13 protein-coding genes are annotated in these 16,637 nt (G+C 52.9%); 3 read left to right on the top strand and 10 right to left on the bottom strand.

Features of this window, described 5'->3' with window-relative positions:
• Genes OGY13_RS04690 through OGY13_RS04700 form a run of 3 tightly spaced genes read right to left on the bottom strand, consistent with a single transcriptional unit; the run spans nt 1 to nt 3,225 of the window.
• Nucleotides 1-1,419, bottom strand: a complete 1,419-nt coding sequence (locus tag OGY13_RS04690; RefSeq protein WP_032942637.1) for an L-fucose/L-arabinose isomerase family protein — start codon at nt 1,417-1,419, stop codon at nt 1-3.
• A 26-nt stretch (nt 1,420-1,445) separates the two neighbouring features.
• Complete coding sequence (locus OGY13_RS04695) at nt 1,446-2,402, bottom strand: transketolase family protein (protein ID WP_191238773.1); 957 nt, start codon at nt 2,400-2,402, stop codon at nt 1,446-1,448.
• A complete protein-coding gene (locus OGY13_RS04700) occupies nt 2,395-3,225 on the bottom strand; it encodes a transketolase (protein ID WP_032942640.1) in 831 nt (276 codons plus the stop codon). Before OGY13_RS04700 ends, OGY13_RS04695 begins: the two co-directional genes overlap by 8 nt.
• Nucleotides 3,226-3,541: 316 nt before the next feature.
• Here OGY13_RS04700 and OGY13_RS04705 point away from each other — a divergent pair, with 316 nt between their 5' ends.
• Nucleotides 3,542-4,492, top strand: a complete 951-nt coding sequence (locus OGY13_RS04705) for a sugar-binding transcriptional regulator (protein ID WP_079934804.1) — start codon at nt 3,542-3,544, stop codon at nt 4,490-4,492.
• A gap of 49 nt (nt 4,493-4,541) precedes the next feature.
• On the opposite strand, the gene OGY13_RS04710 is transcribed toward OGY13_RS04705, so the two are convergent.
• On the bottom strand, nt 4,542-6,014 hold the full coding sequence (locus OGY13_RS04710; protein ID WP_174770587.1) for an apiosidase-like domain-containing protein: 1,473 nt from the start codon (nt 6,012-6,014) through the stop codon (nt 4,542-4,544).
• Between the two features lie 404 nt (nt 6,015-6,418).
• On the opposite strand from OGY13_RS04710, the gene OGY13_RS04715 reads away from it, so the two are divergent.
• Nucleotides 6,419-7,765 (top strand): glycoside-pentoside-hexuronide (GPH):cation symporter, encoded by a 1,347-nt coding sequence (locus OGY13_RS04715; RefSeq protein ID WP_213752846.1) that lies wholly within the window; start codon nt 6,419-6,421, stop codon nt 7,763-7,765.
• A 97-nt stretch (nt 7,766-7,862) separates the two neighbouring features.
• Here the strand turns inward: OGY13_RS04715 and OGY13_RS04720 are convergent, their stop codons facing one another.
• The 6 genes from OGY13_RS04720 to OGY13_RS04745 all read right to left on the bottom strand — a co-directional run bounded on the left by OGY13_RS04720 (nt 7,863) and on the right by OGY13_RS04745 (nt 15,142).
• Nucleotides 7,863-8,951: an ABC transporter permease gene (locus tag OGY13_RS04720; protein ID WP_048214725.1), complete on the bottom strand. Its 1,089-nt coding sequence runs from the start codon at nt 8,949-8,951 to the stop codon at nt 7,863-7,865.
• Nucleotide 8,952: 1 nt separating this feature from the next.
• Nucleotides 8,953-10,479: a sugar ABC transporter ATP-binding protein gene (locus tag OGY13_RS04725; RefSeq protein WP_213752845.1), complete on the bottom strand. Its 1,527-nt coding sequence runs from the start codon at nt 10,477-10,479 to the stop codon at nt 8,953-8,955.
• Nucleotides 10,479-11,087: a DUF2291 family protein gene (locus OGY13_RS04730; RefSeq protein WP_213752844.1), complete on the bottom strand. Its 609-nt coding sequence runs from the start codon at nt 11,085-11,087 to the stop codon at nt 10,479-10,481. The genes OGY13_RS04725 and OGY13_RS04730 overlap by 1 nt, the downstream gene beginning before the upstream one ends.
• A gap of 11 nt (nt 11,088-11,098) precedes the next feature.
• On the bottom strand, nt 11,099-12,040 hold the full coding sequence (locus tag OGY13_RS04735) for a D-ribose ABC transporter substrate-binding protein (RefSeq protein ID WP_032942648.1): 942 nt from the start codon (nt 12,038-12,040) through the stop codon (nt 11,099-11,101).
• Nucleotides 12,041-12,157: 117 nt separating this feature from the next.
• The gene (gene entD / locus OGY13_RS04740) at nt 12,158-12,820 is read right to left on the bottom strand and encodes an enterobactin synthase subunit EntD (protein ID WP_111465944.1); all 663 of its coding nucleotides are present in this window, start codon (nt 12,818-12,820) and stop codon (nt 12,158-12,160) included.
• 48 nt (nt 12,821-12,868) lie between these two features.
• A complete protein-coding gene (locus OGY13_RS04745; RefSeq protein ID WP_128611415.1) occupies nt 12,869-15,142 on the bottom strand; it encodes a TonB-dependent siderophore receptor in 2,274 nt (757 codons plus the stop codon).
• 253 nt (nt 15,143-15,395) lie between these two features.
• On the opposite strand from OGY13_RS04745, the gene fes reads away from it, so the two are divergent.
• Nucleotides 15,396-16,613, top strand: a complete 1,218-nt coding sequence (fes, locus tag OGY13_RS04750; protein WP_213753040.1) for an enterochelin esterase — start codon at nt 15,396-15,398, stop codon at nt 16,611-16,613.
• Nucleotides 16,614-16,637 lie beyond the last annotated feature (24 nt).

Below are 16,637 nucleotides of genomic sequence, written 5' to 3' on the forward strand. Positions count from 1 at the left end.
TTAGCGATGGAACAACGTATCCACCCCGAGATAGCGGGTGAAGGCTTCATGCAGCACCTCGGCGCTGGCGGAATGGTTCATTGCCACGTGATGTTCAAAACCGTTACGACAGATCCACGCCAGTAAATTCTCCAGATGCGGCACCTGGATTACTGCACGACAGCCAACCGTATCCAGCGGATCGTCTACCGATTGGCCTTCTCCGACGTACGCTTTGATTTCACCGGTTAAATCGTCGGTGCTCAGGCGGAAATAGGTCAGTGTGCCGCTTTTCATGCGTCCATGTACTGCACCGCAGGTGTTCTCTTTCCCAACGGTGGTACCGATGATGTCCGCTGTACCCATTTTGGGGCTCTCCAGACTGGCTGATGCAAAGTTTCCGCAGTGAAAAAGCACACATTTATCACGATCGTCGCCGAAATTGTTATTCCAGTCGGCAATGGAAGCCGGGCTTAAATTACTGCTGGCGAGGGCGTACATTGACAGCGCGCCCATCACATCCACTTCGCATGCGCTGGGCATTAACTGCCCGGACATCACGCTCATGATTGAGCATACGTTGATGCCTAAATTTTCCTGCAGCGAAGTCCAGCACTGGATCGCAGTGGTATCTATATCGTTAGCGATGACCCATTCGCTGATGACGACAAACAGTTTTGCCATTGTGACGAGTTTGTCGGCGGGAATGGCGCTGGCATCGGCGTTATCCAGCAGCAGACGACGTTTTTCATCCACACGGATATCGTCATCGCGCAGACATTTGATGCGGGTAAAGACTTCAGACAGATCCAGCGTTTCAACGGCGATACCCAGTCTTTCGAGTAATTTTTCGCTGTAGCGAACGGTATTGAATCCAGCCGGGCGAGCACCGATAGCGCCGACGCGTACGCCACGCATACTGCTGACAACACGGCAAATCTGTTCGAAACGTTTCAGATCCTGAGCAAAAACCTCACCGGCCAGATCGCAGACATGCTGGGTGGTGAGCGTAAATGGAATGCCGTACTGACGCAGGTTATTGCACAGGGAGATTTTTCCACAGAAGCTGTCACGGCGGGTGGCAAGCCCCATTTTATCAAGGTTATCTTCCTGCGCCTGAACCAGTACCGGGACATTCAGGCCAGACAGGCGCAGCGTTTCCGCTATTGCTTTTTCATCGCCAAAGTTCGGCAACAGCACGACCACGCCGTGAATGTCGTCGCGGTGAGCGCGGAAAAGTTCGGCGCACACTTTCGCATCCTGGCGGGTTTCTACCCCACCGAGTTCCGTTTGCGTATCGTCGAGCATAATGGTTTTAATGCCCAGTCGCGCAAAGAGCACGCTGGCTTGTTCGCGGGCTTCAGCAACCAGATAGCTTGGGAAAAATCCCCGATTGCCAATAATCACCGCCATGGTCAACTGTTGAGGAATTCGTGACATCGCTTTCTCCAGTAAGTGTTCTGTTGTTATTGTTTTATCGTGTGGTGCTGCAACAGCGCGGCGGCGTTTTTCACGACGCCAGCGGCGTCAATTTCGTGGCGGGCACGCGTTGCCGCGCGATCGGCCGCGATGGCATATTGACCATCGCCAATGCCGAGTCGGCGCAGCGGAATGGCACAGCCAGCTTCTGCCAGTACCTCGGCCACCAGGCTTCCCACGCCGCCATTAATGTTATGCTCTTCCACACTGACCACGGCCTTGCAGTGGGCTAATGCCGCCAACAGTTGTTGGGTATTGCAGGGACGAATTGACGGTACACTGATTACGCTTGCATCAATACCCGCCTGTTCCAGCACTGTGGCAGCCTCGACAATTTCATGGACGGTTGAGCCCATCGCGACCAGAGCGACATCTTTTCCTTTCCGCAGAATATCGATATTACCCGGAGTGAACTGGTAATTTTCGTCGTGTAGTTCCGGTAAGGCTTTTCCGTCGAGGCGAACATAAACCGGGCCGACGTGGCTTAAGGCATAGTCGATAATCTGCCGGCATTCCACTGGGCAGGACGGGGCGTAAATTTCAATATTGCCAAAACCGCGCAGAACGGAAATGTCATCAATACTGTGATGTGTGCTGGCGAGGGGGCCGTAGCTGGCGCCCGCGTTCAGGCCGATCAGCTTCACGTTGGTGTTGTTGTAGCAAATGTCGACTTTGATTTGCTCATTGGCCCGCGAAATAAGGAACGGAGCGGCATTACATGTGACAGCGATTTTGCCCCCCAGCGCCAGGCCGGCGGCGGCGCCAACCAGCGTCTGTTCGGCGATACCCACGTTGACCAGACGACCGGGAAATTCCTTCATAAACGGGGCGATTTTCGCCGTAGACGTTGAGTCAGCAACGACGGGTACAACGTCCATTCCGCGCTCGACCGCGGCAATTAAGGTATTCACCATCACGGTGGCGAGGTGTTCACTATTACGCATCTTTCAGTTCCTCCAGCGCCAGTTCAACTTCTTCCCCTTTTGGCACGCGGTGGTGCCATTCCGGGCGGCCTTGAATAAAGGAGATCCCGGCCCCTTTGGTGGTGTGGGCAATGACGACGTGCGGTTTACCTTCCGGGGTTAACCCTTCCAGCGTGCGCACCACATCACTCATATCATTACCGCGGCACTCTGTGACCTGCATACCGAAGGCGCGCCATTTCTCATCCAGTGGATCGGTGTTCATGATCTCTTTGGTTGCGCCAGCAAGTTGGAGGTTATTTTTGTCGTTGATGATAATCAGGTTATCCAGCTTGTAGTGGGCGGCGACCAGTGCGGCTTCCCAGTTGCTTCCTTCTGCCAGTTCACCATCACCGGTAACGACAAACACCCGGCGCTTGCTGTTGTTACGTTTAGCTGCCAGCGCAATGCCCACGGCGACCGGCAGACCGTGACCGAGCGCTCCGGTATTCAGTTCGATCCCTGGCGTTTTGTGTTTCACCGGATGGCCCGGCAGGTGTGAATCGGCGTGCTGATAGGTCGCCAGCCAGTCCACGGGAATAAAACCAGCCTCAGCCAGCACGCAGTAGTAACCGCCCACTGCATGACCTTTCGACTGGATGTAGATGTCGCGCTCATCGCTTGCTATAAGCTCTGGTGAGCAATTCAGGATGCGAAAATAGAGTGCTGTCAGCAGTTCGACCTGCGACAGGTCAGCGCCGGTATGTCCCCCCGCCGGGCTTTCTGCATTCAACACGATAATGCGACGACGTACCGCACGTGCTTTCTTGACTAGCTCTGGTATTGAGAGCGAAAACGGATTCATAAGACACCTCTTGAATGTTTAATCCTTAGTGAATAAATATTCCATGTGGGTGCAGTAGTGCAACTGTCTCGCTATCCACTGCGTAATATGCAGCTAAAACAGTTGGTCGTTATCGGTTAGAATAAATATTCACTACTGATTTATTATTCATTATTAAAGATATGCCTTGTCTGAGGGTTTGTCTACGCCTTATAGCAGCAAATTTTGGCGAAAAGAGAAAAGGATCACACTAACGCGATAACCGGAAAGGCGCAGACGACTTGTTATCTATTCAGGTATGAATAAAAATAACAGGCAGTTTACCAGGGGGAATGTTATGTCAAAGCAGGATGAACAGCGGTTGCTGGTTAAGATTGCCACACTTTACTACGCCGAAAATAAAAAACAGTCTGAAATCGCCACGCTGCTGCATTTGTCGCAGTCCTTTGTCTCCCGTGCCTTGACGCGTTGTCAGAAAGAAGGGCTGGTGAAAATCACCGTCGTACAGCCGACTAATATCTTTGTCGAGCTGGAAAAAGCCATTGAAGAGCGGTTTGGTCTGCGCCAGGCGATTGTCGTGGATGTTGGCGACAGCCCCAGTAGTACGCAAATTAAGCATGCCATTGGCAGTGCGGCGGCACATTACGTTGAAACTCGTCTGCGTGCCGAAGACCTGGTCGGTATTTCCTCCTGGAGTAGTACCATTCGCTGCATGGTTGATGAAATGCACCCGCAAAATATCCGGGCGGCAGGCGTGATCCAATTACTGGGTGGCGTGGGGCCAAACGGCAACGTGCAGGCCACGATTCTGACGCAACAGCTGGCGGCACACCTCGGCTGCCCGGCCTGGCTGTTGCCTTCGCAAAGTATTGAGCATTCGGTGGAAGAACGTTCTCGGCTGGTTAACAGCCCGGACGTGGCGGCGGTCGTCGAAAAATTTGCTGAAGTGGATGTGGCGATTGTCGGCATCGGGGAGCTGGAACCTTCTCAATTGCTGAAAAATTCAGGAAACTATTACAACGAAGAGATGCTGCGACTGCTGGCCGAACGCGGCGCGGTCGGGGATATCTGTCTGCATTATTACGACGCGGCGGGCAATCCGGTACTCAGCCATGAGGAAGACCCGGTTATCGGCATGGAGCTGGCGCAGATCCGCGACTGCAACCATGTGATAGCGTTGGCGGGCGGGGTAGAAAAACAGAATGCGATCCGTGGCGCGCTGCAGGGGAATTATATCGACGTACTGATCACCGACTACCCGACAGCGCGCAATCTGGTTAAAGGGTGACGCCGCGGTGAGTCAAGTTATCGCCAGCCCCTGGGGCTGGCTGTAGTTATCAGAGTTTTATTAAGCGTAGAGCAATCCATGGCTTAGCCGGTAGATCCAGCTTGTCACCGTGTTGAATAACCCCCGCAACCGGCGTGATCGTCATGGCCCAGGTATCAATGATATCGACCTTCCACGTCGTATTCTCCGGCAACATAGTCATCATCTTGTAGGCAGGGCAATGATCGCCAAAATAGAACAGTCCCCAGTTGCCCTCGCAGCTTATCCCCATCGACGTATCCCAGTGGCTACCCCACGGGAGCGGTGTCAGGCGTTTGGCTTGTCCTTCCTCAAGGATGTTGCGCAAAAAAGCGATGCGCGGGATGCTTGTTCCTTTGAGCGTGCCGCCATGTGACCACCAAATAATCTCATCTTCATTCAGGTATGTTTCGCCGTGAGTGACATAGCCGCCGAGTATTACGCCATGCCAGAACAATGCAGTCATTTTTTCTCCGGTGATATTGCCCCAGCCGAGATCGACATTGCCTTCATAGCAGCATTCGTCAATGACAATGGGTTTGGCAAATGTCTGCCGCCATTCCGGGACAAAGTGCATATCGTGGTGCTGGATGCTGGCGTGGGTGAGCGCGGGATTGTGATGATCGTACCAGTGCGCATTTGAGCGGTAGTGGATCGGCGGGTTGTGCCAGTTATGAATGGAGATCATGTGCGAAGAGGGATCCTCGCGTTTGATTTGCGCTATGGCGGCATCCCAGAATGACATCGGTTTTTCTTTCAGCAGGTCGAACTCATTGGCCAGCGACCACCAAATATTTTTAAACGATGCGAGGCGTGCCACCACGTAGCGGAGATAGCGGCGATCGGTCTCCTGCGACATGGCGGAAAATCCCCAGCGGTCGTACGGATGAAAGAGGATCAAATCCACCTCAATATTCAGTTCATCCAGCTTTTGTATTTGACTCTCCAACTGGGCAAAAAAGGTGGTATCGAAGCGGGTAAAATCAAATCCCTGGTCGAGGGTACCCGGAAAGGGGAAGCGCATCGGTTCCTGCAGATTGTAGCGATAGTGTTTAGGAAATACGCACATGCGGATTTTATTGAACGGACTCGCCGCCAGCGATGCCAGCGTTTGTTGCTGTATATCGTCCGGTTGGTAATTCCAGACGTAGGCCGTGGTGCCAAAAGGATAAAACGCGTTGCCATTGGCATAGCGGAAGTGCCCGTCGCCATCACGCTGTACCGGGCCGGTTAACTGTGTTTCAGGGACGCAGGTAAACGTTCCTTCGACAGGGGACTGCGAAGGAATATTTGAGCTGATGCGATAGTGCCAGACGCCGGGGATATCCGGCATAAAGCGCAGTATGAACTGACCGTTACCGTTGTAAAAGCCCCAAACCGTGCGGGATTCTTCGCCGCAGGTAAAGGTGGCTGATAGCTCGGTGTCGGTAAAATGGCGAGGATCGTCAACGTCCGTGACTTGATACTCAAACCGCCCCCACAGGGCAATACTTTGTTCGCTCATAGCACCTCTCCTTTGGAATATATATTCCATTGTGATTTTATATTCACGATGAGAGTAAGGGAGGTTACCGTTAACATTCCACTGTCAAGGCGAAAAAATGAGCATGCGATCACAAAAACGCCGCCATTTCTGCTGATTACTGTGAGGTTTTTACTGTGAGACTGAAAGGAGTAAGCGTTATCTGAATGACGAGAGAAACGGCCAGCCAGCATAAACGTCTTGTTTATTAATAAGATGACATTTCGCCACTAGATGACGGCGCGCTTAGGAGCAAAAGAATGAGGTTAATTGTGATACTGGTAACAATGTCACGACTAACCACTTGCCAGCGCTAAATTCGTGGGCTTAACCTTTGTGTGAATAGTAATTCGACAATGAATATATATTCATAAAGAGGGTTTCTCATGAAGCAACAGCATAAATTGAGTATCAAAGAGAAGATCTGTTATGGGTTAGGTGATTCGTCAGCGAACATTTTTCTTGGGATGACGATGATGTTTTTGCCCTATTTTTATACCGATGTTTTAGGGATTTCGGCAGCGGCGATGGGGATATTGTTTATTGTTGCCCGTCTGGTTGATGCCTTCTATGATCCATTTATCGGTAATATCTCCGATCGCACGCGGACAAAGCACGGATCGTATCGTCCTTTTTTGCTCTGGTTGGCGATCCCTTACGGTATTTCCTGTGTTTTAGTCTTTCTGGCGCCGGACTTTTCACCCACTGGGAAGCTAGTCTATGCAGTGATTACCTATCTATTTCTGATCCTGATGTATGCCTCCACGGTGGTGCCGTATGTGGCGTTGTTGACGACACTCACCGCCGATCCCATGGATCGTTTAAGCGCCAACTCCTGGCGTTTCCCACTGGCTAAAATGGCCTTTCTTATCTGCTCAATGGTAGTGCCGATTTTCGTCGCCTGGTATGGAAAAACCGATGAAGCACGCGCCTACATGATGGCGATGAGCTTTATTGCCGTGCTGGCCACGGCGTTTATGCTGCTCTGTTTCTGGGGAACAAAGGAGCGATATCAGGTTAGCGTGGAGACGGATAAAGTCCCGTTTACCAAACAACTGGGAATTATGCTGAAAGCGAAACCGGTGGTTGTTTTCTATCTGTTCAAAATTACCAGCTCCATTGCTTTTGTAATTAAAGGCAGTGTGACTATTTATTTTGTGAAGTATTTCCTGAATCGTGGGGATGCCTTTGTTTCTGGTCTGCTTTCGGCCACCGCGATTGCGGGGATCATTGCGCCGATGATTGCTATTCAACTGATTAAGCGCAACAAACTCTCGAAATTAGGTACGCTGAAGGTGGCGCAACTGGGCGGTGGCGTGGCGGCATTATGTCTCTATTTCGTTAACCCTGAACAAATCTCACTGGCATGTGTTCTACTGGTGCTGTCGGTATTGATGGCTGAACTTGGCTCGATTACTGCCTGGGCGCTGCCTTCTGATTGTGCCGACTATTGTGAAGACAAATCCGGCGTCAGAATGTCTGGGACTGTCGCTGCCGGTACGCTCTTTTCGATGAAGGTTGGTCTGGCGCTGGCGGGTGGGATGGTTGGGCTAGTGCTCTCCCTTAGCGGTTACAAAGCGGGTGAGGCGGTGTCATCGGAAACGATGACGGCGATTATGTTCTTAATTGCCGGGATCCCTGCCATTTTCCATGCCATTAGTTTGGGGTTGCTGATGATGTTTAAACTGGATGATAAGGTTTCGGCAGGGCAGGCTGAAGCCGCCATGAAATAAAATTTCCCCACTGCCGGATGGCGGTGCATTATCAGGCCCATATGTCATACACGACCTACGCCTGATAAGCGCAGCGCCATCAGGCGTAATTTCAGGGCTACTGACTTTCCATCGCCGCCTTTTGCGCAACCACTGCGGCTTTTTGCTGCATCCGGTTTTGCATCTGGTCGATAATGACCGCGACAATAATCACGATGCCCTTAATCACCATTTGCCAGAATTCGCTGACGCCCATCATCACCAGACCATCGGCCAGAAAACCGATAACGAAAGCGCCAATTAACGTGCCTAAGATGGTGCCACGACCACCGGCCAGCGACGTACCACCAAGTACAACGGCGGCAATGGCGTTCATCTCAAATGCTGTACCGTTGGCCGGATGACTAGCGGAAAGTTGTGCTGAAACAACTATTCCGGCAATTGCAGCGCATAGTCCGGACAGGGTGTACACCCAGATTTTTACCTGCCTCACTTTTACCCCGGACAGTTCAGCTGCGCGTTCGTTATCGCCGATGGCGTACACGTGACGGCCAAAGGGCAGACGGCGGGCAACGTAGGCAATAACCAGCGCCAGCACAATCATCATCCAGATGGCCCACGGAATACCAAACAGAGTTCCCGCGCCAATTTCATCAAAACCGGTGTTACCCAACTGTGGATTGCCGGAAAGCCCGGGGAATGTTTGTCCGTCAGAGGTCAGCATCGCCGCGCCGCGCAATACGTACATGGTGCCCAGCGTACAAATAAAAGGTGCGACGTTATAGCGCGTAATAATCCAGCCATTTGCTGCGCCAATCAATCCGCCAATCAGCAGTACGACAGGTACAATCACCCAGACGCTGGGGAAGATAGCGATGCCAAACATGGGCAATACAATGCCTTTGGTGATCAGCCATCCGGCAATCATGCCGCACAGCCCAAGCGTAGCGCCAATCGAGAGATCAATGCCGGCAGTAATAATGACGAAAGTGATTCCCAACGCCAGAAACGCGTTAATGGCGATGTGCTTGATCATAATGACCATGCTGCCGCCAGAGAGGAAACCGGGGACGGTGAAGGCAAAAAATCCGACGATCAGAAACAGCGCAATAAAGGTACGTAATTTCAGGATCAGCAGCAGGATATTTTCCCGCGAGAAGGTGACGCCGGCTCGCGGTGCGACGACGGCAGATTGTAGTGTTTTCATGTCAGAACCCCTGAGCACTTGCGGTGACCAGCGCCGATTCTTCGGCACGATCGCGAGTAATATCGGCCGTGAGCTTGCCGCCAGACATCACCAGAATGCGGTCAGATACCGCCATAATTTCTTTTAAATCCGAGGTGGAGAAGACAACGGCAATACCCTGTTGTGAGAGCTGTACCATCATGCGAAACACATCGGCCTTCGCGCCAACGTCAATGCCGCGTGTGGGCTCATCAAGGAACAGAATTTTGGGATTGGTAAGTAGGGAGCGGCCAATCACCACTTTCTGCTGGTTACCCCCGCTCAGAGCCTGGATTTCAACATCCGGTGAGGACACTTTGATTGACAGATTACCAATTGTGCTGGCGACGACGGCCTCCTCATTTTTGCGGGCGATGGCAAAACCGCGCTGCAGACGACGCCACAGGCTGGCAATAGTCAGATTGCTGGCAACCGAAGAAATGGGAAAAATGCCTGTGCGCTTGCGATCTTCCGGTACAAGACTCATTCCCATACGAATGCGGTCGGCGGTGGTTAAGCGTTGTGGAACTGGCTTGCTGTCGAGCCACAGTTTACCGAGGTAGTTGCGCTCAGTACCCAGCAAGCACTCGAACAATTCGGTTCTTCCGGCCCCCATCAGTCCATAGATACCGACAATTTCGCCCGCGTGGACGTTAAAGGTGACGTCGTTGACCACCGCATTGCCAGCGGCATTGACGCAGGTAATATGTTCCGCTTCGAGAACCGGCGCGCCGAACGTGCGACCTGGCTCAAGAAAATTACTCACCGGGTCGCTGCCCAGCATTTCACGCACAATCCACGGCACATCGATATCGCTAACTCTGGCTTCGGCCTGGAATTTGCCATCGCGTAAAATGGTGATCACATCGCCAATCGCCATCAATTCTTCGAGTCGATGAGAGATGTAGATTATCGAAACGCCCTGGCGAGTCAGTTCGCGAATCACGCGAAACAGGATCTCGACTTCGGTTTTACTCAGCGCCGAGGTGGGTTCGTCGAGGATTAGAATGTCAGCGTCCTCCGCCAACGCTTTGGCGATTTCAACCAGCTGTTGCTGTCCAACTTTGAGATTGCCGACCAGATCGCGGGGTGAAATGGGCTGATCGAGTCGGGTTAGCAGCTCCGCAGTACGCTTCTCCTGTTCGGCCTCATCAATGGGGGTCATGCCTTTTTGGATCTCCCGGCCAAGGAAAATATTTTCCGCGACGGTGAGATTCTCAAACAGGTTAAGTTCCTGATGCACCATACCAATCCCGTGCGCCGCGGCGTCCCGGGTATTGGCGAAGCGAACAGGGTTGCCATTGAGCGTCATCTCGCCGCTGCTGGGCTGCTGAACACCGGCGAGGATCTTCATCAGCGTGGATTTCCCCGCACCGTTTTCGCCAATAATCACGTTGACCTTACCGCGCCACACCTGATAATCCACGCTGTCCAGCGCAATCGTGCCGGGAAACAGCATTGAGATGGCATGTGTGCGCAGGATGATGTCATCTGCTGAGGAATTATTCATCAGTGTGCCTCCTGTTCCAGCGCTAACGCTGCTGCGTTTTCCGCTTTTCCTGCATTCAGCGTTACGGCGAACAGTACCGTGGCACGCTTCCCTTGCCAGCTTTCGTCCACTGCGGGCAAGTGTTTTACCGCTTCGCGGTTATACGCCCGAGAAAGCTGGGCAAACTGAACCTGGTTAGTGAAGTCTTCAAACTTAAAACCACTCGCATCGCGAATGGCATTGCCGCGCATCACCGGGCCTATTTGGATGGTGACAGGGGCGTCATTGACCCTCATCACAATGCTTTTCTCGCGCGCATTGGTGGTGTCGACGTTCTCAATCTGACTGGTCAGGCGCACAAATACGCTCTCGGCGGTGGGTGAGGGCGTCTTCAGGCGTGCGTTCAGCGCTGACGCATCCAGAGCGTGTTGCTTTGCCGCATCCAGGACGCGGGATTGCCAGGTTTGTTGCGCGATCTGCTCGGGTGTTTGATTGTCGAAACTGGCTTTGGCCTGTGGGTCGGCCGGGATGATGGGGTTGCCGTTTTCGTCGAGGTCAACTACCGTGCAGGCCGTCAGCAACAGGGTGGCGCACCCAACCAGTGCAGCACCCCATTGTGTTAACGACATAGTGCCTCCGCTTAGTGGCTCAGGTTGAATTTACTCAGCTTGCTGGCATTGGTTTCATCAATCAGCACGCAATCCATGAGCTGTTTTTCTTCTTTCTGCGCTTTGCCGTTTTTCAGGTAGTAATCAGCCTGCTCAACCGCCATTTGTGCCTGCTGCCAGCCGGGCTGAAGGACGGTCGCTTTAATGTTGCTCTTGTTGATGATGGAATCTCGGGTGTAGTCGCTGCCGTCAAAACCCACCACGATGACATTGTTTTTCCCCGCAGCCTTCAGGGCAGCTTCTGCGCCCAGCGCCATGGTGTCGTTGCCGGAAATGACGCCGACGATATCAGGGTTGGTTTGTAAAATAGCTTCCATACGGGTAAACGCTTCAGTTTGGCTCCAGTTCGCCGTTTGCTGGGCGACCATTTTCATATCCGGATAGTCGTCGAGCACATCGTGATACCCCTGTGAGCGCACATGCGCGTTGGTGTCGGACTGGCGTCCCAGTAGCTCAACGTACTTGCCTTTTCCATCCAGTAGTTTGGCGAATTTCTCTGCGCCGAGCTGCGCGCCCTGGTAGTTGTTCGACACGATTTGCGCGACTGCGATGCCGGTCTTATTAATTTCACGATCGATGAGGAATGCAGGCACGCCCGCCGCTTTGGCTTTTTCCAGTGGACCAACGGTGGCATCGGCGCCCGCGTTATCGAGAATGATGGCTTTCGCTTTTCGGGCTATGGCGGTCTCAATCAGTTGGTTTTGTTTATTGACATCATCATCATGAGAGGCGACCAGCGTGGTATATCCCAGCTCTTTCGCTTTGGCGACCGCGCCGTCGGCTTCGGCTTTAAAGAACGGGTTGTCGTGTGAAGGGGTGATAATCGCAATCAGTCCGTTGTCGGCAGCATACAGCGAACCCGATGCGGTAAGGATCGAGGCCAGTAATACGGATTTAATCAGGGTCTTGTTCATCTTTTTCTCCACTTTGAATATTTATTCAAATATGATTTATTATTCAAGTTAACGATAAGTCGAGATAATCGAACTGTCTACGATTTGCGCAGCTAATTTCTTAAAAGGAGAAAAGGATCACGATCCTGACAGCGTGGGTGCACACAGGGTAATGATGTTTTTATCGCGTTGAAACCAATGCACGTTAATTTCCTGATTGGCGAGGTTAGGCGAAAATGATGGCATGATTTGCAATGTTAATTGCTGATTCGTGAGTGCGGTAATTTTTGCGCTGGTGAAACCTGGTAACCCGGATGCCTGAGTGGAAAACGCCTTATACAGGCTCTCCTTGGCGCTGAATGCCAGAGTTAAGGCGAGTGGAAAGGGCAATTCAGAATGATGCAAAATCGGTCGTTCGTGGTTATCGATAATACCGTCAGCCAGCTCAACTGCGGTTTGTTGCGTAAAAATAGCTTCTATATCCAGCCCAACGGGATGCGTTGATACTACCGCCAGCGCAGTTGATGCACTGTGGCTGATGCTGCCAAACAACTTTTGTGGCCACAGCGGTTGTCGCTGCCTGCCGATGCCAGGTACAGTTTTGATACCGTATTCACGTAATGCATGTACTGCGGCAATACGCCCTGCTAAGTGCTCAGCTTTACGCTTACGTCCACAGGATTGAAGCTGAGAGTGGTGAGGGAGCCAGAGCAGGTCGTGCTCATGGAAGCTGTCGGGATCGAACTCGACCATGTGCAGCGTGTGGTCTGCGAAAGTGAGCGGTGTGTGCGTGGTGTGCATGATAGTTATAATTTCCCTCTCCCCGCAGCGAGGAGAGGGAAAGCGTTATCAGAAGTGGGTGTTTACGCTCATGAACCACGTCCGGCCCGGTTCGTTATAGGTATTCGCGCCAGCGCCCGCCATATAGTTCCCGGTTACAATATCGCCCGTGGTCTGGGCATTACCTTCACGCCACAGACGTTTGTCGAAGACGTTATCCACGCCGCCGGTCAGGCTGACGTTTTTCGTCACATCCCAGGTCGCGCTCAGGCCGACGATGCTGTACGGGCTGACTTCACTCGCCGAACTACCGGTTACTGGTTTACCCTGGTAATCGTATTTCTTCGGCTGCTGTTTGCCGTACCAGGTGAAGGTGGACTGCAGCGACAAATCTTCGCGTGCCTGCCAGCTCAGCGTTGAGTTCAGGGTATATTCAGGAATAATCGACAGGCGCTCGCCGGTCTCTTTATTCTTACTTTGCAGCATGTAGGTAATGTTGTTGGTCCAGTTAACGGTTTCGCTAACCGGCACGTTCAACGTACCTTCCAGACCCTCAACCACCGCTTTAGGAATGTTTTCCCACTGATAGATATCGGTGTAAGTCGTCTTCCCTTTGTTGGTGATAGATGTTCTGTCGAACGGTACCGTACCCGCTTCAATCTTGTTGCGGTAATCGTTACGGAACCAGGTTACCCCAGCCAGCCAACCGTCACGCTTGAACTCAAGACCAATCTCTTTGTTGATACTGGTTTCAGCCTTCAGGTCATCGTTGCCCATCATGTAGCAACCAATTCCGGTCGCGGAACCGGTGGCGTAGCAGCCCTGGCCTTTACTGTACAGAATGTAGTTCGGGTTGAGCTGGTACAGGCTTGGTGCTTTATAGGCGCGCGCAATCCCCATCTTCAGCGTGAAGTCATCACCCAGACCCTGTGACAGGTTCAGAGATGGGCTCCAGTTGTCGCCAACGATGCTGTGGTGGTCGAAACGCAGACCCGGCGTCAGCATGGTGCTGTCGGTCAGTTCCATGTTGTTTTCAGCAAACAGGGAGAAAATCTCTGCGTCTGAGTACGGGCTACGGTTGGTGCTGCTCGAACCGGGGATATCGCCGCCCATAAAGGTCTGCGAATTGGACAACATGTCCTTCATGCGTTGCTGGTTCCATTCAGTACCCAGCGTCAGGTTTTGGTTCACCAGCAGATCAAACGGAATGCTGATTTCACTGTGCAGCATGACGTCATTCAGGTCGGCATCGACATATTTTTGTGACGCATTCGGGTCGAAGATCCCTTCCGTACCTCCTGCCAGGCCTTCTGGTGTACGGGAGTTACGCGTATGTTCATACTGCACCCAGTTGCTGGTGGTGACGCCGTTATCCCAACCGCCGTTCCAGGTCAAAGAGTAGTTCTGGCGGTAAAGACGGTTGGTCTCTTTCCCGTAGTTATCTTTCACCAGTTGGTTGGTGTTGGTGTTTTGGGTGTCACCCGCATACAGGTTGCCCTGACGGCTATAACCGGCTTCCAGTTCCAGTGACTGGAGCGGGGCGAAATCCCAGCGCACCACGCCGTTAATGTCTTTGTTGATCACCCCTTCACGACCGGCCGGTAAGGTGTTGGCGTAAGTGCCGGTACGTTCTGACTGATGGCCCTGGTTGATGTCCCATGCGTCGGCCTGGGTTTTATCAAGATTACCGTACAGGCGGAAGCTGAAATCCCCGCCCATTGGACCATTCAGGCTAAAGTTGGTGCGCTTGGTCGATCCTTCGTCTTTGTGTTCCGGGGCGTTGAAATAGGTATCCCAGGAGCCGTGCCATTCATTGCTGCCCTTTTTGGTGATGATATTCACCACACCGCCAGCTGCACCGTTGCCATAGCGTGCCGCGGCAGGACCGCGCAGCACTTCAATACGTTCGATCATTTCCGGTGGAACCCAGGCGGTATCGCCACGAGTATCACGCTCGCCGCGCCAGCCCTGACGCACGGAGTTACGGCTGGTAACCGGTTTACCGTCGATCAAAATCAGGGTGTTTTCTGGCCCCATGCCGCGAATATCGATCTGGCGGTTGTTGCCGCGCTGACCGCTGGTTGAGTTACCGGTCAGGTTAACGCCAGGCATGGTACGGATGATTTCCGACACATCGCGAGCGGGAGGGTTCTTACGAATTTCATCAGCGGTAATGGTTGAAACGCCCGGCGCCTGCAGGTTCTGCTGGGCGGCGGTAACGACGATGGTGTCTTCATGAGAGACAGCGACGCTATCGGTTTGATCTTCTGCCATTGCTGGCAGGGCTACCCCGTAAATCCCTAAATTGACCAATAAGGCCAGTGAATGAATCTTGTTGTTCATTGTATGTCCTGCTGTTCTTTTAGCCACGAGTACCAATGTGCCGTGGTGCGGCATTTGGCCTGATGTCGCCCGCATCTGCGTAAACTATCCATTCCAGAAAAAGTACGCAGCGCCAGGTCGGTTTATAAGTGGTGAAAAACTGTACGCGCTTCCCACAGCGCGACAATACGCTATTGCAAATGCAAATAGTTATCAATAATATTATCAATATATTTCACGCTAGATCATAAAATTTCACAATAAACATGGAGTTATGGCTGTGACGACGTTAAAGATGGGAAGCGAGGCGTGGTGGCAGTCGAAAAAAGGCCCGGAGTGGGAGCGTGAAGACAACGGAAATTATCGGGTAACCTTCTGGTGGCGTGACCCGCAGGGAACGGAATATGAGTCAGCCATTCATCGCGTTTGGGTTTATATCACCGGCGTCACCGACCACCATCAAAATGCCACCCCTCAGTCGATGCGACGCATTGATGGAACAAATGTTTGGTGCTGGAGTGTTTCCCTCAGCGCCAACTGGCGTGGCAGTTACTGTTTTATCCCAACAGAGCGCAACGATATCTTTTCCTCGCTTGTGGCAGGCGAAGCGCCTGACCGAAACGTGCTGCGTGAAGGCTGGCGGCAATTGCTGCCACAGGCCATTGCCGATCCCCTTAATTCGCTGAGCTGGCAGGGCGGTCGTGGCCACGCGGTGTCTGCGCTGGAAATGCCGGAGGCACCCGTACAGCCAGGATGGGATCGACCTGAACCCCCCAAATCCCCCGCAGTGTGCCTGCAATGGCATAGCGCCAGGCTCGGCAATACGCGTCGCGTATGGGTGTTTACCGCCGGTGATGCTCAACCCGAAACGCGTCCGTTGGCTATCCTGCTGGACGGACAGTTTTGGGCACAGAGTATGCCGGTCTGGCCTGCGTTGACTTCACTCACGCATCGCGGACACCTTCCTTCTGCCGTTTATCTCCTGATTGATGCCATTGATACGGCTCACCGCAGCCATGAGCTACCGTGTAATGCGGATTTTTGGTTGGCGGTGCAGGAGGAGCTATTACCACTGGTGAAGACAACGACCGCGTTTAGTGACGATCCGCAGCGCACCGTGGTGGCTGGGCAAAGTTTTGGCGGGTTGTCATCGCTGTATGCCGGGCTGAACTGGCCCGCGCGCTTTGGCTGTGTGCTTAGCCAGTCGGGCTCTTACTGGTGGCCGCATCGTGGTGGTCATCAGGACGGGGCGATCGTCGAGCAACTGAAGACCGGGACCGTCAGCGCTCAGGGGCTGCGTATTGTCCTGGAAGCGGGGATCCGCGAGCCCATTATTTATCGCGCTAATCAGGCGTTATATGCCCAGTTACCTTCTGCACCACAGTCTATTTTCTGGCGTCAGGTTGATGGCGGACACGATGCGCTTTGCTGGCGCGGCGGTCTGATGCAAGGGCTAATGACGCTCTGGCAACCGCTTACCGACACGATTTAACCGGACGATGTTCCACGACAGGAG

It is taken from the genome of Citrobacter sp. Cpo045, from assembly GCF_030332875.1.
GTDB lineage: Bacteria > Pseudomonadota > Gammaproteobacteria > Enterobacterales > Enterobacteriaceae > Citrobacter > Citrobacter portucalensis.